Source organism: Janthinobacterium salmonicoloratum, from assembly GCF_051380845.1.
GTDB lineage: Bacteria > Pseudomonadota > Gammaproteobacteria > Burkholderiales > Burkholderiaceae_D > Janthinobacterium > Janthinobacterium lividum_F.
This window is the reverse complement of sequence record NZ_JBNYXV010000002.1, coordinates 207,278-227,786: the sequence shown is the minus strand read 5'-3', so window position 1 is coordinate 227,786 and position 20,509 is coordinate 207,278. Positions and strand designations below refer to the sequence as shown.

The 20,509-nt window shown below is 62.6% G+C and carries 19 protein-coding genes and 1 tRNA gene; 19 read left to right on the top strand and 1 reads right to left on the bottom strand.

All coding sequences use genetic code 11. The features are described from left to right. Positions 1-16: 16 nt before the first annotated feature. The gene (mutM, locus tag ACQ4WY_RS14195; protein WP_436504663.1) at positions 17-853 is read right to left on the bottom strand and encodes a bifunctional DNA-formamidopyrimidine glycosylase/DNA-(apurinic or apyrimidinic site) lyase; all 837 of its coding nucleotides are present in this window, start codon (positions 851-853) and stop codon (positions 17-19) included. Between the two features lie 156 nt (positions 854-1,009). Here mutM and ACQ4WY_RS14190 point away from each other — a divergent pair, with 156 nt between their 5' ends. The 19 genes from ACQ4WY_RS14190 (at position 1,010) to ACQ4WY_RS14100 (ending at position 20,477) form a co-directional block, all read left to right on the top strand. Beyond that, positions 1,010-2,800 carry a tetratricopeptide repeat protein gene (locus tag ACQ4WY_RS14190; RefSeq protein WP_436504662.1) on the top strand — a complete coding sequence of 597 codons (1,791 nt, stop codon included), beginning with the start codon at positions 1,010-1,012 and terminating at the stop codon, positions 2,798-2,800. Positions 2,801-2,874: 74 nt separating this feature from the next. After that, positions 2,875-3,525: an outer membrane lipoprotein LolB gene (locus ACQ4WY_RS14185; protein WP_436504661.1), complete on the top strand. Its 651-nt coding sequence runs from the start codon at positions 2,875-2,877 to the stop codon at positions 3,523-3,525. Further along, positions 3,522-4,406: a 4-(cytidine 5'-diphospho)-2-C-methyl-D-erythritol kinase gene (ispE, locus tag ACQ4WY_RS14180; RefSeq protein ID WP_436504660.1), complete on the top strand. Its 885-nt coding sequence runs from the start codon at positions 3,522-3,524 to the stop codon at positions 4,404-4,406. Before ACQ4WY_RS14185 ends, ispE begins: the two co-directional genes overlap by 4 nt. An 88-nt stretch (positions 4,407-4,494) precedes the next feature. Next, positions 4,495-4,571 (top strand) — tRNA-Gln (locus ACQ4WY_RS14175). Between the two features lie 150 nt (positions 4,572-4,721). After that, the gene (locus ACQ4WY_RS14170; RefSeq protein WP_034753270.1) at positions 4,722-5,672 is read left to right on the top strand and encodes a ribose-phosphate pyrophosphokinase; all 951 of its coding nucleotides are present in this window, start codon (positions 4,722-4,724) and stop codon (positions 5,670-5,672) included. Between the two features lie 166 nt (positions 5,673-5,838). Beyond that, the gene (locus ACQ4WY_RS14165; RefSeq protein WP_353659129.1) at positions 5,839-6,450 is read left to right on the top strand and encodes a 50S ribosomal protein L25/general stress protein Ctc; all 612 of its coding nucleotides are present in this window, start codon (positions 5,839-5,841) and stop codon (positions 6,448-6,450) included. A gap of 115 nt (positions 6,451-6,565) precedes the next feature. Beyond that, positions 6,566-7,150, top strand: a complete 585-nt coding sequence (pth, locus tag ACQ4WY_RS14160; protein ID WP_086145733.1) for an aminoacyl-tRNA hydrolase — start codon at positions 6,566-6,568, stop codon at positions 7,148-7,150. 215 nt (positions 7,151-7,365) lie between these two features. Beyond that, positions 7,366-8,457 carry a redox-regulated ATPase YchF gene (gene ychF, locus ACQ4WY_RS14155; protein WP_034778348.1) on the top strand — a complete coding sequence of 364 codons (1,092 nt, stop codon included), beginning with the start codon at positions 7,366-7,368 and terminating at the stop codon, positions 8,455-8,457. A gap of 109 nt (positions 8,458-8,566) precedes the next feature. Next, complete coding sequence (locus tag ACQ4WY_RS14150; protein ID WP_436504659.1) at positions 8,567-9,490, top strand: glycosyltransferase family 2 protein; 924 nt, start codon at positions 8,567-8,569, stop codon at positions 9,488-9,490. 56 nt (positions 9,491-9,546) lie between these two features. Beyond that, positions 9,547-10,095 carry a dTDP-4-dehydrorhamnose 3,5-epimerase family protein gene (locus tag ACQ4WY_RS14145; RefSeq protein WP_436504658.1) on the top strand — a complete coding sequence of 183 codons (549 nt, stop codon included), beginning with the start codon at positions 9,547-9,549 and terminating at the stop codon, positions 10,093-10,095. 21 nt (positions 10,096-10,116) lie between these two features. Beyond that, on the top strand, positions 10,117-11,529 hold the full coding sequence (locus ACQ4WY_RS14140; protein ID WP_436504657.1) for a lipopolysaccharide biosynthesis protein: 1,413 nt from the start codon (positions 10,117-10,119) through the stop codon (positions 11,527-11,529). 121 nt (positions 11,530-11,650) lie between these two features. Then, positions 11,651-12,169: a sigma-70 family RNA polymerase sigma factor gene (locus ACQ4WY_RS14135; protein WP_436504656.1), complete on the top strand. Its 519-nt coding sequence runs from the start codon at positions 11,651-11,653 to the stop codon at positions 12,167-12,169. Positions 12,170-12,172: 3 nt separating this feature from the next. Then, the gene (locus ACQ4WY_RS14130; RefSeq protein WP_436504655.1) at positions 12,173-13,153 is read left to right on the top strand and encodes a FecR domain-containing protein; all 981 of its coding nucleotides are present in this window, start codon (positions 12,173-12,175) and stop codon (positions 13,151-13,153) included. A gap of 103 nt (positions 13,154-13,256) precedes the next feature. Further along, positions 13,257-15,023, top strand: a complete 1,767-nt coding sequence (locus ACQ4WY_RS14125) for an ABC transporter ATP-binding protein (RefSeq protein WP_436504654.1) — start codon at positions 13,257-13,259, stop codon at positions 15,021-15,023. After that, complete coding sequence (locus tag ACQ4WY_RS14120) at positions 15,017-16,804, top strand: ABC transporter ATP-binding protein (protein ID WP_436504653.1); 1,788 nt, start codon at positions 15,017-15,019, stop codon at positions 16,802-16,804. Before ACQ4WY_RS14125 ends, ACQ4WY_RS14120 begins: the two co-directional genes overlap by 7 nt. Next, positions 16,801-17,778 (top strand): ABC transporter permease, encoded by a 978-nt coding sequence (locus ACQ4WY_RS14115; protein ID WP_436504652.1) that lies wholly within the window; start codon positions 16,801-16,803, stop codon positions 17,776-17,778. Before ACQ4WY_RS14120 ends, ACQ4WY_RS14115 begins: the two co-directional genes overlap by 4 nt. Beyond that, positions 17,775-18,725, top strand: coding sequence for an iron chelate uptake ABC transporter family permease subunit (locus ACQ4WY_RS14110; RefSeq protein WP_436504651.1), 951 nt, complete (start codon positions 17,775-17,777; stop codon positions 18,723-18,725). The genes ACQ4WY_RS14115 and ACQ4WY_RS14110 overlap by 4 nt, the downstream gene beginning before the upstream one ends. Beyond that, positions 18,722-19,492: an iron ABC transporter ATP-binding protein gene (locus ACQ4WY_RS14105; protein WP_436504650.1), complete on the top strand. Its 771-nt coding sequence runs from the start codon at positions 18,722-18,724 to the stop codon at positions 19,490-19,492. The genes ACQ4WY_RS14110 and ACQ4WY_RS14105 overlap by 4 nt, the downstream gene beginning before the upstream one ends. Position 19,493: 1 nt before the next feature. Further along, on the top strand, positions 19,494-20,477 hold the full coding sequence (locus tag ACQ4WY_RS14100) for a siderophore ABC transporter substrate-binding protein (RefSeq protein ID WP_436504649.1): 984 nt from the start codon (positions 19,494-19,496) through the stop codon (positions 20,475-20,477). Positions 20,478-20,509: the final 32 nt, after the last annotated feature.

Below are 20,509 nucleotides of genomic sequence, written 5' to 3'. Positions count from 1 at the left end.
CCCTCTGTGAGTGTGCTTACTTTTGGCAATTCACGCAGTAAAACGTGGAACGCTGTCCCTGCACGATCTGGCGGATAGGCGCGCCGCAGACGCGGCATGGCTTGCCCGCGCGGTTGTACGTGAAATACGTCTGCTGGAAGTAGCCGGACTGGCCGTTCACGCCGATGAAGTCGCGCAGGGTGCTGCCGCCTTGCACGATGGCTTCGGCCAGCACGTCGCGGATCGATTGCGCCAGTTTTTCATAGCGGGCCAGGCCGATGCGCCGTGCCGGCGTCTTCGGGTTGATCCCTGCGCGGAACAGGCTTTCGGAACAATAGATATTGCCCACGCCGACGACGATGTCGCCCGCCATCAGCACCTGCTTGATATTGGTGCCCTTGTTGCGCGTTTTCTCGAACAGCAGCTGGCCCGTGAAGCCGCCTTCTAGCGGTTCCGTGCCCAGGCCGCGCAGCAGCGCGTGGCCATCGAGCGGGCCGTCGGCCTCGTCGTGCCACAGCACGGCGCCGAAGCGGCGCGGGTCTGTCATGCGCAGCACTTGGCTGCCGCCTTCCGCATCTTCCACGACAAGGTCGAAATGGTCGTGTTTTTGCGCTTCCGTCCCCGGCGGCAGCACGCGCAAATGGCCCGACATGCCCAGGTGGATGATCAGGGTGCCGTGGCGGAAGTGGATCAGCAGGTATTTGCCGCGTCGCCCCGTCAAGCCGATGGTTTGCCCCGACAATTGTTCGCCCAGGGCAGGGGGGAAGGGCCAGCGCAGGCCGTCGCGGCGCAGCACGACGGCACGCACGGCGCGTCCTTCGAGATGGGGGGCGACACCGCGCCGTGTGACTTCGACTTCTGGCAATTCTGGCATAGGGCTCGAATGGTGGAAAACCGGGTAAAGAACAGGCGGATGGCTGGCCCTGGCACGCTACGCCGCCACGACGTATATATTTCGTTACATACGTGAAGTACGCGATAGCCGCGTTGGGCGTAGAATCAAACTTTGCCGTTTAGCCAGGATCAGCCTTTGAAAAACGCTTTCGCCATTGTAACCTTGTCCGCCCTGATGGCCACGCATGCCATGGCACAGACGCCTGTCGCCCCTGCCGATGCCGCGGCCAGCCCCTCTGCGGCCGCGCCCGCCGTGCCGCAGGAAGAGAGCGCCGAGTCCAAGGCGGACGTCAAGGCGGAGGGCTTGCCGAAGGTCGAGCTGAGCAGCGACTTGCTGTACAAGCTGACCAAGGCCGAAATGGAATTCAAGAGCGGCCAGTGGCAAGGGCCGTACGTGACGATGATGGTGGCGGCGCAGCAGACGCGCGATCCGCGCCTGGCGCGCCGCGCATCCGAAATGGCGCTGGCCGCCAAGCAGGGCAGCGAAGCGCTGGCGGCCATCCGCCTGTGGCGCGAGCTGGCGCCTGAATCGGACGAGGCAACGCAGTTCTTCCTCGGCTTTGTCGTCTTGACGGACAAGATCGAAGAAGCGGAACCGATTTTTGCCGAGCGCCTGGCCAAGGCGCCAGAGGGCGCGCGCGGCGTGGCCCTGTTCCAGATGCAGCAGATCCTGTCGCGCTCGAATGACAAGCTGTATGCCTACTCGATGGTGACGCGCCTGGTGCAGCCCTATCTGGACATGTTCGAGGCGCACCTGGTGCTGGCGCAGGGCGCCTTGTCGATCGGCGAGCGCGAGCGCGCCATCGGCGAAGCGAACAAGGCGCTGGCGATCAAGCCGAACTCCGAGCTGGCTGCGCTGACCCTGGCGCAGGTGACGGGCGAACCCGAGGCGGCAGGCAAGGTGCTGGCCACGTTCCTGCAAAAGAATCCGGACGCCGTCGAAGTGCGCGGCGCGTATGCACGCCTGCTGGTCGAGCAAAAACAACTGGAGCCGGCGCGCGACCAGTTCCTGCTGCTGCTGAAAAGCCAGCCCGATAATGTGGGCGGCCTGTATGCGCTCGGCATCGTGGCGCTGCAGCTGGATGACACCAAGGGCGCCGAGCAGTACTTCAAGCGCTTCCTCGCCGTGCTCGACAAATCGCCTGGCGACGCGCGCGATCCGTTCAAGGCCCTGATGATACTGTCGCAGATCGCCGAGACGCGCGGCGATACGGCCGGCGCCATCGCCTGGCTGGACAAGGTCGACAACAGCGCTTCCGCCGGCTATGTCGAGGCGCGTTTGCGCCGCGCCCAGCTGATCGCTCGTGGCGGCAATCTCGATGCGGCGCGCAAGGCGCTGACGGAAATCGAAACGGACGATCCGGCAAGTCAGGCGCAGGTGCTGCTGGTCGACGCGCAATTCCTGCGCGACGCCGGCTACGTGCAAAGCGCCTATACGGTGCTGGAAAACGCCTTGCTGCGCTTCCCCGACAATCCGGAGCTGCTGTACGACTACGCCTTGCTGGCCGAGCGCCTGGACAAACTCGAGCTGATGGAAGCGAGCCTGCGCCGCGTGATGGCGCTGGCGCCCGATAACCAGCACGCGTATAACGCCCTGGGCTACTCGCTGGCCGAACGGGGCATCCGCCTGCAGGAAGCCCATGCGCTGATCGAAAAAGCCTTGCAGATGGCGCCGGGCGATCCTTTCATCATGGACAGCATGGGCTGGGTGCAGTTCCGCATGGGTGACCTGGCCGCCGCGGAAAACGCGCTGCGCCGCGCCTATGCCGTGCGCAGCGACCCGGAAATCGCCGTCCACCTGGGTGAGGTGCTGTGGCAGAAGGGCGACAAGGCTGAAGCGCAAAAGCTGTGGCGCGAGGCGCAAAGCAAGGACCCGAAAAACGACGCGCTGAAAAGCACGCTGGCGCGCTTGAATGTCAGTCTGTGATTGAATCGATTAACTCCTCTATAAAAAAACCAGCGCCATGGCGCTGGTTTTTCCTTTTGCCCATGTTCAAACCCATGTTCAAACTCATGTTCAAACATTGCCTGCCCCTGACTGTCCTCTGCCTGGCCCTGTCGGCCTGCTCGACCCTGAGTTCTCCATTCTCGTCCGGCGCCGCGCCATCGGGCGCTGCCGTGGCCCCATACCGCGAACAGGTGGAGCTGACGGGCCGTTTGAACGTCGTGTACCAGAAGGATGACAAGCCCGAATCGGCCACCGTCAATTTCAACTGGCAGCAGACGGCGCAGCGCACGAACGTGACCCTGTATTCGCCCGTCGGCAGCACCCTGGCGACGATCGCCGTCACGCCGCAGCAGGCCGTGTTGACGCAAAGCGGCAAGGCGCCGCGCAGCGCGCCCGATGTCGATACCCTGAGCGCGCAGATGCTGGGCTGGTCCTTGCCCGTGTCGGGCTTGCGCGACTGGCTGCAAGGCTATGCCGTGGGCGCCGATGGCAAGCGTTTCATGGCTTCGCCGGCCAACGACAGCGTGACCACGAAAGATGGCTGGCGCTTGCGTTATGTGTCGTGGCAAGATGCGGCTGACAATACACCGGGCGCCTTGCCCCAACCGCGGCGTATCGATGCCGAACGCAATGCCAGCGCGCAGGCCGATGCCGTGTCGCTGCGCATCGTGCTCGATCCCGCCCCATCCGCACCTGCACCATGACATTGACGACTTTGAACAATTGCCCGGCACCGGCCAAGCTGAACCTCTTTCTGCACGTCAACGGCCGCCGCGCCGATGGCTACCATCTGCTGCAGACGGTGTTCCAGTTGCTCGACCATGGCGACACCTTGCACTTCGCGCTGCGCGACGACACGCAGATCCGCCGCGTGACGGCGCTGGCCGGCGTGCCGGAAGAGCAGGACCTGATCATCCGCGCCGCGACATTGCTGCAGGCCGAAGTGCTGCGCCGCACGGGCGCCTTGCCGCGCGGCGTCGATATCGCCATCGACAAGGTGCTGCCCATGGGCGGTGGCCTCGGTGGCGGTTCGTCCGACGCAGCCACGGCCCTGATGGCCTTGAACCGCCTGTGGCAGGCAGGGTTGACGCGCGAGGAATTGATGGCGCTGGGCTTGCCGCTGGGCGCCGATATCCCGTTTTTCATCTTTGGCGAAAACGCCTTTGCCGAAGGCGTGGGCGAGGCCCTGCAGCCAGTCGCCACGCCCGAATGCTGGTATGTAGTGATCGAGCCGGGCGTGCAAGTGCCTACCGCTGCAATTTTTTGCGCGGAAGGCTTGACGAGAAATACCGAACCCGTCACAATAGCGGACTTTTCCAGGTACCTCGCAGAAGGAAACGATGCGGGCGGGTTTGGTAAGAATGACTTACAGCAAGTGGCATGCAGTCTTTTCAAGCCGGTAGCAGATGCGGTAGAATGGCTGGGTGCTTACGGTGAGGCCAGGATGACTGGTTCCGGTGCTTGTGTGTTTAGTGCGTTTGGCAGTCAGGAAAAAGCGGATGCGGTGCTCAGCAATGTGCCACCAGTCTGGATCGCCTGGAAGGCAAAAGCGCTGAATCGCCACCCGATGTTCACGGTGTTGTGAAGCAAGGCAGGCAGCAAAAAAAGATTTTGCTTAGCGTCAAATAGTCGGTATAATACTGGCCAACATGACGGCAAGCAGTCAGTAACGTAGGGGAATCGCCAAGCTGGTTAAGGCACTGGATTTTGATTCCAGCATGCGAAGGTTCGAATCCTTCTTCCCCTGCCACCATTTCACCGTAGTCTGTCGATGCGAAGTTGGCGTCCAGTGCGGGAAAAAGCAGATATGCCGCCACGCGGCATATTCTAAACAATGACTGACCGGGCCTATGCCCGGTTAGTGCTTTTCAAGACTTCTATATCACCTCTTGGGACTCCCATGGCTTACGAAAACCTGATGGTTTTTACCGGCAACGCGAATCCAGCGTTGGCAGAGGGGGTCGCAAAAAACCTCGGCATCCCTCTCGGTAAAGCAAACGTTTCGAAATTCTCCGACGGCGAAGTAATGGTCGAGATTAACGAAAACGTACGCGGCAAGGATGTTTTTGTTTTGCAATCCACCTGTGCTCCAACCAACGACAGCCTGATGGAAATCATGCTGATGGTTGATGCCTTGAAACGTGCTTCCGCTGGCCGCATCACCGCCGCGATTCCTTACTTTGGCTACGCCCGCCAAGACCGTCGTCCACGCTCCGCGCGTGTGGCGATTTCGGCCAAGGTGGTGGCGAACATGCTGGAAGAAGCCGGTGTCGAGCGCGTCCTGATCATGGACTTGCACGCTGACCAGATTCAAGGTTTCTTCGATATCCCAGTCGACAATATTTACGCTTCGCCAATTTTGCTGGGTGACCTGCAAAAGAAAAACTACCAGGATTTGCTGGTGGTGTCGCCGGACGTCGGCGGTGTGGTACGTGCGCGCGCCCTGGCAAAACGCCTGGGCTGCGACCTGGCCATCATCGACAAGCGTCGTCCAAAAGCGAACGTGTCCGAAGTGATGAACATCATCGGTGAAGTCGAAGGCCGCAACTGCGTGATCATGGATGACATGGTCGACACGGCAGGCACCCTGACCAAGGCTGCTGAAGTGCTCAAAGAGCGCGGCGCGAAAAAAGTCGTGGCATATTGCACGCACGCGGTGCTGTCGGGCCCGGCGATCGACCGTATTTCGGCGTCGCCACTCGATGAGCTGGTCGTGACCGACACGATCCCCCTGTCCGAAGCGGCCCTGGCCTGCGGCAAGATTCGTCAATTGACGTGCGCGCCGCTGCTGGCCGAGACGTTCAAGCGCATCATCAAGGGTGATTCGGTTATTTCCCTCTTTATCGACTAATTCGATAAATAGAAACAGACGTAATGCCTGCGGCGCGACCGGCTTTTAGCCTGTTGCGCCGTAGTGTTTTAGTTTTCGGGGCGCATTCGCGCCCATTTCCGAAGATTCCTGGTCGCGGGAATCTTCATAACACAAGGCGCAAGCCTTGTTCTTCTTGGAGTTTCACATGAAAGTTATCGCATTTAAACGCGAATTGCAAGGTTCCGGAGCGAGCCGCCGCCTGCGCATTTCCGGCCAAACCCCTGGTATCGTCTACGGTGGCGCTGAAGCCCCTGTGCTGATCTCGCTGGATCACAACGCCCTGTACCACGCGTTGAAAAAAGAAGTGTTCCACTCGTCGATCCTGGATCTGGAAATCGACGGCGTTTCCCAGCAAGTTCTGTTGCGCGACTTCCAAGTCCACGCATACAAACAACTGGTTCTGCACGCTGACTTCCAGCGCGTTGACGCTAAGCAAGCTATCCACGTGAAAGTGGCGCTGCACTTCATCAACGCTGACGTTTCCCCAGCAGTCAAACTGCATGGCGCGACCATCAGCCACGTAGCCAACGAAATCGAAGTTTCGTGCCTGCCAGGCCAACTGCCAGAATTCATCAACGTTGACCTGTCGAACATCGACGTCGGTCACTCGCTGCACGTCGGCGACCTGGTCCTGCCAGCTGGCGTGACCGCTGTCACCCACGGCGCCAACCTGACCATCGCTACCGCTTCGGTACCGGCTGGCCACGTTGCTGCTGAAGCTGAAGCCGCTGCTGCTGTTGAAGCCGACAAGAAGTAATTCTGCCGCCGCAGCAATGCGGTAGTCGCAAGGAAAAACCCGCCAGGTTCGCCGCGCGGGTTTTTTTCCGCCCGTTTTCACCGATAATGCTTTCTTTTACATTGCAGACACAGCCATGCCCATACGCCTGATCGTCGGCCTCGGCAATCCGGGACCCGAATACGAACAAACCCGCCACAATGCCGGCTTCTGGCTGGTGGACAACCTTGCCAACAGCTTGCCCGGCACGCGCTTGCAGCGCGATTCGCGCTACAACGCCATGCTGGCCAAGACTTCCATCGGCGGCAACGAAGTCTGGCTGCTCGAACCGCTGACCTTCATGAACCGCTCGGGCCAGTCCGTGGGCGCGTTGGCGCGTTTCTTCAAGATCGCCGCCGATGAGGTGCTCGTCGTGCACGACGAACTCGATCTGATGCCCGGTATCGCGCGCCTGAAAAAGGGCGGTTCGGCCGGTGGCCACAATGGCTTGAAAGACATCACGGCCGCGCTGGGCACGCAGGATTACTGGCGCTTGCGCCTGGGTATCGGCCACCCGCGCACCCTCAGCCTGCAGCAGCAGGTGGCCGATTTCGTGCTGCACCGCCCGCGTCGCGAAGACCAGGAGCTGATCGAGCAAGCGATAGAAAAATCCTTGCAGGTCATGCCGCAGATTGTCGAAGGCAAGTTCGAGGCCGCGACGATGAAGCTGCATACGGCCTGAGAGTAGGGCCTGATGGCGTCATGATACGGCTGTTTTGGCGTCATTTGCCCATCATCGGGCTTTTGAAGCGCGCGGGACACGGGTACAATTGACCCCTTGAAATGCAGCACACGCACTATCCCCGGAAAAGGGCGAACAATCGCCCCGTTTTCCCTAACAACACGGCAAGCACGCCGATAGACGGCGCCATGTGCTTTGATTATTAAAGGTTTTCCATGAGTCTCCAATGCGGTATCGTCGGCTTGCCGAACGTCGGCAAGTCCACCCTGTTCAATGCACTGACGAAAGCCGGCATCCCGGCTGAAAACTATCCGTTCTGCACCATCGAGCCGAACGTCGGCGTCGTCGAAGTGCCGGACCCACGCATGGACGCGCTGGCCGCGATCGTCAAGCCGGAACGCATGGTCAACGCCATCGTGGAATTCGTCGACATCGCCGGCCTGGTGGCTGGCGCATCGAAAGGCGAGGGCCTGGGCAACCAGTTCCTTTCGCACATCCGCGAAACGGACGCCATCGTCAACGTCGTGCGCTGCTTCGAAGATGACAACGTCATCCACGTGGCCGGCAAGATCAACCCGCTCGACGATATCGAAGTCATCCAGACCGAACTGGCGCTGGCCGACATGGGCACCGTGGAAAAAGCCATTCACCGCGAAAACAAGAAAGCCCGCTCGGGCGACAAGGATGCCGCCAAGCTGCTGGCCATCATGGAACGCATGATGCCTTACCTGAATGACGCCAAGCCCGTGCGCGCCATGGGCCTGGACGCCGACGAAATGGAACTGATCAAGCCTTTGTGCCTGATCACGGCCAAGCCAGCCATGTTCGTGGCCAACGTGTCGGACACGGGCTTTACCAACAACCCGCTGCTGGACCAGCTGACGGCGTATGCACAATCGCAAAACGCGCCTATCGTCGCCATCTGCGCGGCGCTGGAAGCGGAAATCGCCGACCTGGACGACGCCGACAAGGGCGCTTTCCTGGCCGATATGGGCATGGAAGAGCCGGGCCTGGACCGCCTGATCCGCGGCGCCTACAAACTGCTGGGCCTGCAAACCTATTTCACGGCTGGCGTGAAGGAAGTGCGCGCCTGGACCATCCATGTGGGCGACACGGCGCCGCAAGCGGCCGGCGTGATCCACACCGACTTCGAACGCGGCTTCATCCGCGCGCAAACCATCGCCTATGACGACTTCATCGCCTACAAGGGCGAAGCGGGCGCCAAGGAAGCGGGCAAGATGCGCGCCGAAGGCAAGGAATACGTGGTCAAGGATGGCGACGTGCTGAACTTCCTGTTCAACGTCTAGGACAGATGCTTGCTGGCGAGCGCCAGCAACAGTTGCATTACTCCATTGCGAAATGCCGCTCAATGTATCTGGGCGGCATTTTTTTTGTCTGTGATGTGAAAGGCTTGCCATGCAGTCAGAGAAACAACCGCTCGTTTCCATTGTCATGGCCACGTATAACCGGAGCAATATCCTCGGGTATGCAATTGAGTCGGCACTCGCCAGCACCTTGCAGGATTGGGAGCTGATTATCGTCGGCGATTGCTGCACCGACGATACTGCCGAGGTGGTTGCCGCGTTCGCTGATACGCGTATCAGCTTTGTGAATCTGGAAACCAATTACGGCGAACAGACGGGGCCCAACAATCTCGGCGTCAGCCTGGCGCGCGGCACCTATCTGGCATTCCTGAACCACGATGACCTGTGGTTGCCCGACCATCTGCAAAGCAATATCGATGTCCTCGAGCGCACCGGGGCCGACCTGGTCTTTGATCAAGGGCTAGGCATCGGCATGTCGGGAAATCACATTGACGGAGCACTAACTGATGAACTGAGTTCTTATCGTCCGTGGATGAATGCGCCTGCTACCTTGTGGGTCATGCGGCGTGATCTGGCCTTGCAAATTGGTCCATGGCAACCGTCGTGGGAGCTGCGCTGCTGGCCATCACAAGCCTGGTTGCACCGCGTGTATCGCGCGGGGCGACCGATACTGGCCCATCCCCGCATCGGCGCCATCCTGATCCAGTCTGGCAGGCGCAGCAATGCTTACCTTGACCGGCAGCACAGCGAGCATGCGTTCTGGTGGGGGCATATGCAAAATCCCGTGAATATTCTGCAGGCTGTCGCAACACTATGTGGCAAGCTGAGCCGCGAACGCTACATTTCTCCGGTCCAGTGTGCACGGCTTGCCATGAAAGCTTTGCTGCGGCGAATATTTTATTTATTTGGCCTATGGCCGCCACAACCCATCTATTGGCTCAAGTACTGGCGTAGAGGTACTTTTTTACGTGAATTACGCCGCCGCCGGGGATTGAAGGACATGCCGCGGCGATAGATAATACGGTTGCAATACATAAGAGCATTTTTAGAAAATTTCTAGGGGTAGATCTGGTGGCTGAGAAAAATAACTGGCTTTTGGCTGGCGCGAAACAGGATGGCGAAAGCATTACCAAGGAATGGAAGCCGACGGCGCCTGCCTTGATCGATGGCGTGATCTTCCAGGAAATCAAGCCTGTCTTGACTGCGTACGGTAGCCTGACTGAAATTTTCCGGACTGAATGGGTGCCCGATGCGGCGCAGATTGGCCAGATATTCGCCTCGACCCTGGAGCCTGGCGGACTGAGCGCCTGGCATGCGCATGCCATCACGACGGATCGCCTGTTCGTGGCGGCGGGCCAGATGCGCGTGGTGCTGTACGACGCGCGCGAGGAATCGCCGACCTTTGGCATGCTCAACGAATTCAAGCTGGGCACCAAGCGTCCCGGCCTGCTCGTCGTGCCGCCGCGCGTCTGGCATGGCGTGCAAAATTACTGCAGCACGCCGGCCATCCTCGTCAATGCGGTGGACCATGCGTATCGCTATGATGCGCCGGATCACTGGCGCGTGCCGGCCGATTCGGACACGGTGCCCTATCGTTTTTCCAATGACAGGCATGGCTGAGATGCCCGGTCTGGCTGAGCGATGTGGCTGACCCGTCTCGCGGGTTTTTCAGCCGGCCCCATCCTGTCGCTGCTGTGCAGCCTTGCCACCGTGCCTGCCGTGGCCTGGCTGTTTCCGCCTGCCGACATCGGCAAGCTGGATTTCTTCATGACCGCGTGCACGGTGGCCGGTTTGCTGCTGTCGCTGGGGCTGGATAAGGCCTTCCTGCATGAATACCATTACAGCACCGCGCGTAGCGGCTTGCTGAAAGCGTGCCTGCTGCCAGCCGTGCTGCTGGCGCCTGTCGCGCTCGCGCTGGTACTGCTGTTTGCCGCGCCGGTAGCGCAACTGTTATTTGATGTTGCGCAACCTGCACTGGCTGTCCTGTTCGCTGCTGGCATGCTGAGCGCCCTGGCCAATCGCCTGCTCGCGCAGCTCTTTCGCATGCAGGAGCGCGCCTGGGTATTCAGCCTGGCGCAGGTATTGCCGAAAATGTCGCTGCTGATGCTGCTGCCTGTGCTGTGGTGGGATCCGCAGCGTAATTTCGTACACCTGGCAAGCTTGGTCGTGGCCACCACCTGGCTGGTCACGCTATGGCTGTTGTGGCATGCGCGCGCATCGCTGGCGCATGCCTGGAGCGCCGCCGTGGACCGGGTGTTGCTGCGGCGCCTGCTTTCCGAGGCGGGGCCCCTGCTGGTGAGCGCCATTGGCTACCTGTCCATGCTGTCGGCCGGCCTGGGCTTGCTGCGTTTCTTTGCCGGCTTTGATGAACTCGGTATTTATGCGCTGGCCACGCGCGTGGCCACTGGCGCCTGGCTGGTGCAGTCGATTTTTACTATTGTCTGGATACCGCAAGTACACAAATGGGCTGCGGCCGGCGGCGACCTGTCGAATATTGCGGCCATTTGCCGCCATGCGCTGGCCATCGTGGTGGTGGGTTTCTGCCTGGTGGGCACCCTGGCCTGGCTGATCGGATGGGTGTTGCCTCCCAACTATCATGGCGTCGCGTACCTGGCGGTGGCCACCGTAGGCCAGCCGCTGCTGTATGCCCTGGCGGAAGTGACCGGTGTCGGCATCAATCTGGCCCGCCGTCCTGCATTCTCCATCGCCGCCTTTGCGGCTGGCTTGCTGGGCACGCTGCTGGCGGGCGCCGTGCTGGTGCCGCGCTGTGGCGCCACAGGCGCCGCCGTGTCGCAGCTGCTGGGTTTTCTCGTGTATTTTGTCGTCAAGACGGAACTGGGCATGCGCGTCTGGCGTCCGCTGCCGCGCCGCTCGCTGTACCTGAGTGCCCTGCTGTTGTCGCTGCTGGCGATAGGCCACGCTTTTTTTGCCCAGCGCATGGGGCTGTTTGCTCCGCTGGCGTGGGGCGTGCTGCTGGCGCTGGCACTGCATGTCTACCGGCCTTCGCTGTGGGCCGCCTTCAGCTTGCTCAGGCCCGTCCGGCAGCAGGACTGACAGCGCTTGCTGCCCATCGCCGTATTGCGCTTTCCTTGTCACTCCGCGTACAATGAGAATAATTCTCATTTATAATCCGATGCGCCTGTTCTTGCCGGCCGTTGGCGACAGGAAGGGTATCGTGAGCACCGCCGAGTTAGCGCTTCAGCAGCAAGTCAGCAGTCTGTACACCGACCACCATCACTGGCTGCGTGGCTTGCTGCGCCGCAAGCTGGGCAATGCCTTCGATGCGGCCGACCTGGCGCACGACGTGTACCTGCACCTGATGAAGACGGGCAGGGTGCCGCCGGCCGGGGAGTCGCGCCGTCACCTGACGCAGATCGCCAACGGCATGGTCATCGACCTGTACCGCCGCCGCCAGATCGAGGCGGCCTACCTGGAAGTGCTGGCCCTGGTGCCCGAAGCGCTGGCCCCGTCCGAGGAAGAGCGCGCGCTGGTGATCGAGGCGCTGACGGAAATCGATGCCGTGCTGCACCAGTTGCCCGCCAAGGCGCGCAAAGCCTTGTTGCTGTGCAAACTCGACGGCTTGAGCTACCGCGACATCGCTGCCGAATTGCAGGTGTCCGTCTCGTCCGTCGAAAAATACATCGCCGCCGGTTTGCTGGCCTGCTACCAAGCCTTGCATGCGCCGGACGCCTGAGTCATGGAGGTGGTGATTGCGCCCGCCATCGTGCAGCAGGCGGCCCAGTGGATGGCGCGCCTGTGGTCCGATGACGCCAGCGACGAAGACCGGGCCACCTGTGCCCGCTGGTGCGCCGCCCATCCGCATCACGCCCTCGCCTGGCAGCGTTTGCAAGCGTTCGAGGGCAAGCTGCACAGCGTGCCGCGCGATGCGGCCCGGCACGCGCTGCGCGAACCGGCGCCGGCCGCCTACCTGAACCGTCGCCGTGCCCTGAAGCTGCTGGCCGTGCTGCTGCCCGTGGGCGGCATGGCGTACATGCTGCGCGGCACGGATGCCTGGCAAGTGGCCACGGCAGGGCATAGCACCGGCACGGGCGAGATCCGCGAGATTACCTTGCCCGACGGTACGCACGTGATGCTCGCTTCCGCTTCCGCCATCGATGTGCGCTTCGACGCCAGCGAGCGCTTGCTGATCCTGCGCACCGGCGAAATCCTCGTTACCACGGCCCACGATCCCGATCCGGCACAGCGGCCTTTCCGAGTGCAGGGCCGCCACGGCACGGTGCAGGCGCTGGGCACGCGTTTTACTTTACGACAAGACGAATACACGTCGCGCGTGGCCGTCTTCGAGGGGGCCGTCGAGATACGCCTCGCGCATGCGCCCGGCCACGCCGTGGGCGTCGCCACCGGCTACAGTGCCATCTTCTCGGCGGACATCGTGCAATCGGCCGCCCCCGTGCCGGCCAGTGCGGCGGCCTGGACGAAGGGCGTGCTGGTGGCCGACAACATGCGCCTGGACGAGCTGCTTGCGGAACTGGCCCGCTATCGCCCCGGCCTGCTGCGCTGCGACCCGGCCGTGGCCAGCCTGACCGTCAACGGCGTGTTTTCCTTGCGCGACACGGACCGCGCGCTGCATAACCTGGCGCTGGCCTTGCCCGTGCAAATCCTGGCGCGCACGCGCTACTGGGTGACGGTTCAAGCCATGCCCCAGGCTGCTGCCTGACAATTTCGCATGCGCGATTGAGGGTTTGGCATTCTCGTTCGGGATATAGGGTGAGAGCCACCTTTATTCAGAGACCTTATGCACGTTTTTTCCCGTTTTCCCCATGAGTAGCCAAAGCCGCCAAGCCGGTCCGATCAGCCGGATACTGTACCCCATCCGCGGACGCCTGATCGCCGCTGCGTTGCTCGCCGGCACGGGTTCCATGCTTACCCTGGTGCCGCTGGCGGGCATCGCGCAACTGGCGAAAATGGCCCTGGACCCTGCGCTGGCGCACGGCGCGGTGTGGCAGCTCATCATCGCCAGCGTTGCTTGCCTGTTTGCCGGCATGGCCCTGATCTCGCTGGGCGAGCTGGCCGCGCATCTGGCCGACAACCGCCTCACCCATCAATTGCGCCTGCAAGCCATGCAGCGCCTGGGGCAAGTGCCGCTGGGCTGGTTCACCAGCCGGGCCTCGGGCGAGGTCAAGCAGGCAATGCAGGATGACATCAATACCCTGCACAGCCTCACGGCCCACTTCTACACGACGACGGCGCGCGCCGTGGGCGCCATCGCCATTTCCATCATTTATCTGTTCGCCATGGACTGGCACCTGGCCCTCATCGCCATCCTGCCATTTCCTGGCTTCTTCCTGTTCTTCGGCCGCGCCATGAAGGCCAGCGGGAGCAATATGGAGCAATTCGTCGCCGGCATGGGGCGCATCAACAATGCCGTGGTGGAGTTCGTCAACGGCATTCCCGTGGTCAAGGCCTTCGGTGCCACAGGACGCGCGCATGGCAGCTATCGCGCCGCCGTCGATGCGTTTGCCGAGGCGTTCGCCGCATTTACGCGCCCGCTGGTGGGCTCGATGGCCAACGCCAACGCGCTGATCGCGCCTGTTGCTGTGCTGGGCGTGGTGGTGATCGCCGGCACCCTCTTCGTGGTTCTGGGCTGGATGGCGCCCGTCGATATCCTGCCGTTCGCCCTGGTGGCCCCCGGTATTTCCGCGCCGATGCTGCTACTGCATTACCTGACGCACGACCTCAATAACGCCACGGGCGCGGCACAGCGTGTGCAAGCCTTGCTCGACACGCCCGTGCTGGCGCAGCCGGCGCCAGACCAGCAGCAATTGCCCAACGGAACGGAGATTCGCATGGAGCGTGTGGGCTATGCCTACGATGGACACAACAAGGTGCTGTCGGACATCACGTTGACTTTGCGTCCTGGCACGGTGACGGCCATCGTCGGCGCTTCGGGTTCCGGCAAGTCGACCCTGGCGCGGCTGCTGCTGCGCTTTTTCGACCCCACCGAAGGGCGCATCACCCTCGGTGGCGTCGACCTGCGGCACATCGCCACGCCCGAGCTGTACCGGCGCATCGGTTTCGTGCTGCAGGAAGTGCGGCTGATCCACGCCAGCGTGCGCGAGAACATCGCGCTGGGCCGGCCATCGGCCAGCGCACACGAGATCGAAGAGGCGGCGCGCCTGGCGAACATCCACGAGCGCCTCCTGGCCCTGCCACGTGGCTACGATTCCGTGATCGGCGAGGATGCGCAACTGTCCGGCGGCGAGCTGCAGCGCGTCAGCATCGCCCGCGCCGTGCTGCTCGACCCGTCCGTGCTGGTGCTCGATGAAGCAACGGCTGCGGCCGATGCGGAAAACGAAGTGGCGATCCAGGATGCGCTGTCGCGCTTTGCCCAAGGCCGCACCCTGCTGGTGATCGCGCACCGGCTCGACACCATCATGCACGCCGACCACATCGTCGTTGTCGAGAACGGCGCCATCGTCGAGCAGGGCAGCCATGCCGACTTGCTCGCCCACAAGGGCCGCTATGCGCAACTGTGGGCGCTGGGCGGCTATCAGGATACCCAGGAAGGGGCGACCCCGTCATGCTGAAGACTTTCATACAATTGCTGGGCGACGATGCGCCCGTGTTCCGCCGCTACTGTGCCATGGCCGTCGCGTATGGCGTGCTCAGTGGTTTGACGATCACGGCGCTGGTGCTGGCCCTGGGCCGGCTGCTGGGCGGCGATACGGGCGGTGCGGCCTTGTGGCTAATCGTGCTGCTGGCCGGGCTGGTCGCTTGCTGGGCCTGGCGGCGCCAGGTGGAAAAAGCGGGCGTGCGCGTGGGCGTGACGGTGCTGCAAGGGGCGCGCCAGCGCCTGGGCGACCACGTGGCACGCCTCCCCGTCGGCTGGTTCACGCCGGAGAACACGGCAAAACTGGGCCACGTCATCACGCAGGGCATGATGAATGTTGCCCAGCTACCGGCACACGTGCTGACGCCCGTGATCTGCGGCGCCGTCACGCCCCTGGTGCTCGTGGCCGCGCTGTTCGCGCTGCACTGGCAACTGGGCGTGCTGGCGCTGCTGGCGCTGCCCCTGCTGGCCGGCGCCTTGCGGCTGACGGCGCACCTGGGCCAGCGCGCCGACGATGCCTATCAACATCATTTTGCCCAGACCAGCCAGCGCCTGGTGGAGTTTGCACAAGCGCAATCCGTTTTGCGCGCCTTCCAAGGTCACGGCGATGGTGGTGGCGGTACGCGTTTCCTGCAGCAAGCCATCGACGAGCAGCGCCACGCCGGCACACGGCTCATCTACCTGTCGGCCCTGTCGTCGGTGCTCAACGCCTGGACCGTGCAAGCCATCTTCGCCGCCTTGCTGGCCGCCACCGCGCTGTGGCTGAGCAGTCTGCTCGGTGCGGCAGTGGCTCCAGCAGGCGCCGTCGCCGTCATCGTGGCCCTGTTGCTGGTGGTGCGCTTTGTCGACCCGCTGCAGGAAGTGGCCAGCTATGGCGAAGTGCTGCGCGGCGCGCGCGGCCCGCTCGATGCGGCGCGCGATATTTTCGCCGTACAGCCGCTGCCGGAAGCACACAAGCCGCAAGCGCCGCGCGATGGTGCTGTCGAGTTGCGCAATGTGCGCTTTCGCTATGCACAGGACCAGCCCGACGTATTGACGGACATCAACCTGCAGATTGCGCCGGGCAGCATGACGGCGCTGATCGGCGCTTCCGGCTCCGGCAAGACGACCCTGGTACGCCTGATCGCGCGCTTCTTTGACGCCAGTGCAGGCACGGTGCTGGTGGGTGGCATCGATGTGCGCGATATGTCCAGCGAGCAATTGGCTGGCCAGATCAGCCAGATATTCCAGGACAGTTATCTGTTCCAGGGCAGCATCGCCGACAACATCCGCCTCGGCAAGCCGGGCGCGACCGATGCCGAGGTGATGGACGCGGCGCGCCAGGCGGGCGTGGCCGAAATCATCGCCAGACTGCCGCAGGGACTCGCGACACCGGTGGGCGAGGGCGGCGCGCGCCTGTCCGGTGGCGAACGCCAGCGCATCGCCATCGCCCGCGCACTGATCAAGGATGCGACTATTCTGCTGGTCGATGAAGCGACGGCCGCGCTCGACGCGGAAAACCAGGCGGCCATCGCCGAGGCGCTGGCGCGGTTGCGCGGCAAGCGCACGGTGATCGTCATCGCCCACCAGCTGTCGACGGTGGCCATGGCCGACCAGATTGTCGCGCTCGATGGCGGCACGATCCGCGAGCAGGGTGCACCAGCCACCCTGCGCACCCAGGACGGGCTGTATGCGCACTTCCTGGCCCAGCGCCAGGCGGCCAAGGGGTGGCGCATCGCCGCGCCCGCGCGCCAGCCTGGAACGGAGTCCGGCATTTGACACGCGCGCCTTGGTTTTTCCTGTTTTTTCTGCTGTGCGCTGCTTCGCTGCTGGTCGGCGCCAGGCAGATGGAGTGGGCACAGCTGTTGTCGCCATCGTTGTCTTCCGACGCGCTGTCCGGCGCGCTGTCCGACGATGCATGGCTGACCCTGACGGCCAGCCGGCTGCCGCGCCTGGCGGCGCTGGTGCTGACGGGCGTGGGCCTGTCCGTGTGCGGCGTCATCCTGCAGCACATCGTGCGCAACAAGTTTGTCGAACCGGCCACCTCGGGCGGTCTCGACGCTGCCAAGCTGGGCATCCTCGTTGCGCTGACGGTAGCTCCCGCAGCGGGCACGGCCGGCAAGATGGCATTCGCGCTGGTCTTTTGCTTTGCCGCCAGCTTGATCTATGTGGCGCTGATCCGCCGCATCCGTTTCAAGAACACGATCCTGGTGCCCGTGATCGGCCTCGTGTATGGCGGCGTGCTCAGTGCCGTTGCCGAGTTTTATGCTTACCGCCACAACATCCTGCAAAGCATGCAGGGCTGGCTGCTCGGTGATTTTTCGCGGATCGTGCAGGGCAACTATGAAATCATTTATCTGATCCTGCCCATCGTTGCCCTCACGTATTTGTACGCGCAGCGTTTTACCGTGCTGGGCATGGGCGAGGGCATGGCCACCAGCCTGGGCTTGAACTATGCGGGTACGGTGGCGCTGGGCCTGATGCTGGTGGCCGTCACGGTGGCGGCCACGGTGATCACGGTGGGGGCGATCCCGTTTGTCGGGCTGGCCATCCCCAACCTGGTGGCCTTGCGCCATGGCGACAACCTGGGCCGCACCCTGCCTATCGTCGCGCTGGGCGGCGCTTCGCTGCTGCTGGCCTGCGACATCGCCGGGAGATTGCTGATCTATCCTTTCGAGGTGCCGATCGGCCTGACGGCGGGCGGCGTGGGTGGGCTGCTGTTCCTCGTATTGATCGTCCGGGGGCGGCGATGAGGCGCATATTCAAGCAGCGGACGCTGTGGCTGGCCGTCTTTGCCCTGGCGCTGGCGTTCCTCTTCATCGGCGCAAATTTTGACTTTGATTACGTTATCCCGAAGCGCCTGGCGCGGCTGGCCGCCATCGTCATCGGCGGCGTTTGCGTGGCCGTGTCGTCGATTGTTTTCCAGACCATCGCCGGCAACCGGATACTGACGCCGGCCGTCATGGGCTATGAAGCCGTGTATCTGCTGCTGCAATCGCTGCTGATCCTCGCGATGGGCATGCACAGCGTGGTGCTGCTGGGCCAGAACGGCAACTTCGTGCTGTCCATCGCGCTGATGCTGGCGTATTCCTGGGCCATCCACTATTGGTTGTTTCGTGATGGCAAGAACAACGTGTACTTCCTGTTGCTGCTGGGATTCGTGCTGACGATGGTGATCGGCACCTTCACCCAGTTCATCCAGCTGCGCATCAGCCCTGGCGAGTTTGCCATCTTGCAGGGGTTCAGCCAGGCATCGTTCAACAAGGCGCAGCCCGCGCAATTGCTGTACTCGGCCTTGCTGGTGGGCGCCGCCTGCGTAGCCGTGGTGAAAACTTTGCCGGCGCTCGACGTGCTGGCGCTGGGCCGCGAGCAAGCCATCTCGCTCGGTATCGATTACCGGCGCATGGTGCAGTCGCAGCTGGCGCTGATCGCCGTGCTGGTGGCGGTGTCGACCAGCTTGCTGGGGCCCACGGCCTTCATGGGTATCTTTGTGGCGAACACGACTTACGCCCTGGCCCGTACGGCGCGCCACCGCGCCACCTTGCCGCTGGGCTGCGCCATCGCCGTCGCCATCTTCCTCGTCGCCCAGCTGTTGGTCGAACATGTTTTTAATTACCGGACCACGGTCGGCATCCTCGTCAACCTGGTGTGTGGCGCGTATTTCCTCGCGCTCATGGTCCGCACCCGAGGCACCGCATGATCCACGTCAACCATATCGAAAAAAGCTACGGCGCCCGGCGCGTGCTGGCCAACGTCAGCGCGCAGTTTCCCAAGGGGACGGTGACGTCCTTGATCGGCCCCAACGGCGCCGGCAAGACGACCTTGCTGATGCTCATTGCGCGCCTGCTTGAGCCGAGCGGCGGCGACATTACGGTGGGCGGACGCAGCATCGCGCATATCAAGGTCCAGGACTATGCACGACGAGTGGCCACCCTGCGTCAGTCGCCCGATTTTCAGTTGCGCCTGACTGTGGAAGAGCTGGTCGCCTTCGGCCGCTTCCCCTACAGCCGAGGTAACTTGACGCCGCAGGACCGGCACGCCATCGACGAGGCCATCGCCTTCTTGTCGCTGGAAGGCCTGCGCGCCGCCTACGTCGATGAACTGAGCGGCGGCCAGCGGCAGATGGCGTTCCTGGCCATGACGATTGCCCAGCAGACGGATATTGTGCTGCTCGACGAACCGCTCAACAACCTCGACATGAAGCACGCCGTGCAGATCATGCGCGCGCTGCGCCGCCTGTGCGACGAGCAGGGGCGCACGGTGATCCTGGTGATCCACGACATCAATTTCGCCGCCAATTATTCGGACCACATCGTCGCCATGCAGGGCGGCGCCGTGCGCTTTTCTGGCCCCGCGCACGAGGTCGTTACCGAGGAACGCTTGCGCGCGTTGTACGACATCGATTTCGACATCGTGCGCAATGAACGCGGCTGCGTCTGCAATTACTTTACCCCTACAGGAGCTTGAGATGATCTGGAACAAATCCCGCTGCGCGCTGGCCGTGCTGCTTGCCGCCATGGCCGCCCTGCAAGGCTGCACCGAAAAGAGGGCGAGTGCACCGCCAGCGCCTGCCGCCTCGGCTACGCAGCCGGCGTTCGCTCCCATCACCATCGTGCATAAACTGGGCACGACGGTGATCGACAGGCGTCCGCAGAGGGTGGCCGTGCTCGACATGAACGAAGTCGATTTCCTCGACCAGTTGGGCGTGCCAGTGGCCGGCATGGTGAAGGATTACGTGCCGCATTTCCTCAAGCGCTACAAGGATGACCAGGCCATCCGCGACCTGGGCGCCATCGTGCAACCGAATCTCGAACATATCCATGCGCTCCAGCCGGACCTGGTGCTGATGACGTCGATCCAGGCCAATCACTACAAGGAACTGAGCCAGATCGCGCCCACGTTGCATTTCGACGTGGATTACCAGAACAGCGAGAGCCAGCACATCGAGGTTGTCAAGCAGCACTTGCTGACCCTGGGACGCATCTTCGGCAAGGAAGACATCGCCAGCCTGAAAGCACAGCAGCTTGACGCCAGGGTGGCGGACGCGCGCAAGGTGACGCAGGACCGTCCCGAGAAGGCGCTCATCGTGCTGCACAACAACGGCGCCTTCAGTTCCTTCGGCGTGCAGTCGCGCTACGGTTTTGTCTTCGACGCGCTGGGCGTGAAACCTGCCAGCTCGGCCATCGAGGCGGGCTTGCATGGTCAGCCGATTTCCAGCGAGTTCATCCAGCAAGCCAATCCCGACATTATTTATGTTGTGGACCGCACGGCCGTGATGGAACACCGGCCCGTCATGACGGCCGAGCAGATGGCCAATCCGCTGTTACGTCAGACCAATGCCTGGAAGAACGGTCGCGTGGTCTTCGTCGATGCCGACGCCTGGTACATCACGGCGGCCAGCGTGACGTCGTTGAAACGGGTGATCGACGATGTGCTCAAGGGTTACCAGTGATACCGTATTTTCGTAATGATTCGTATTTAGAT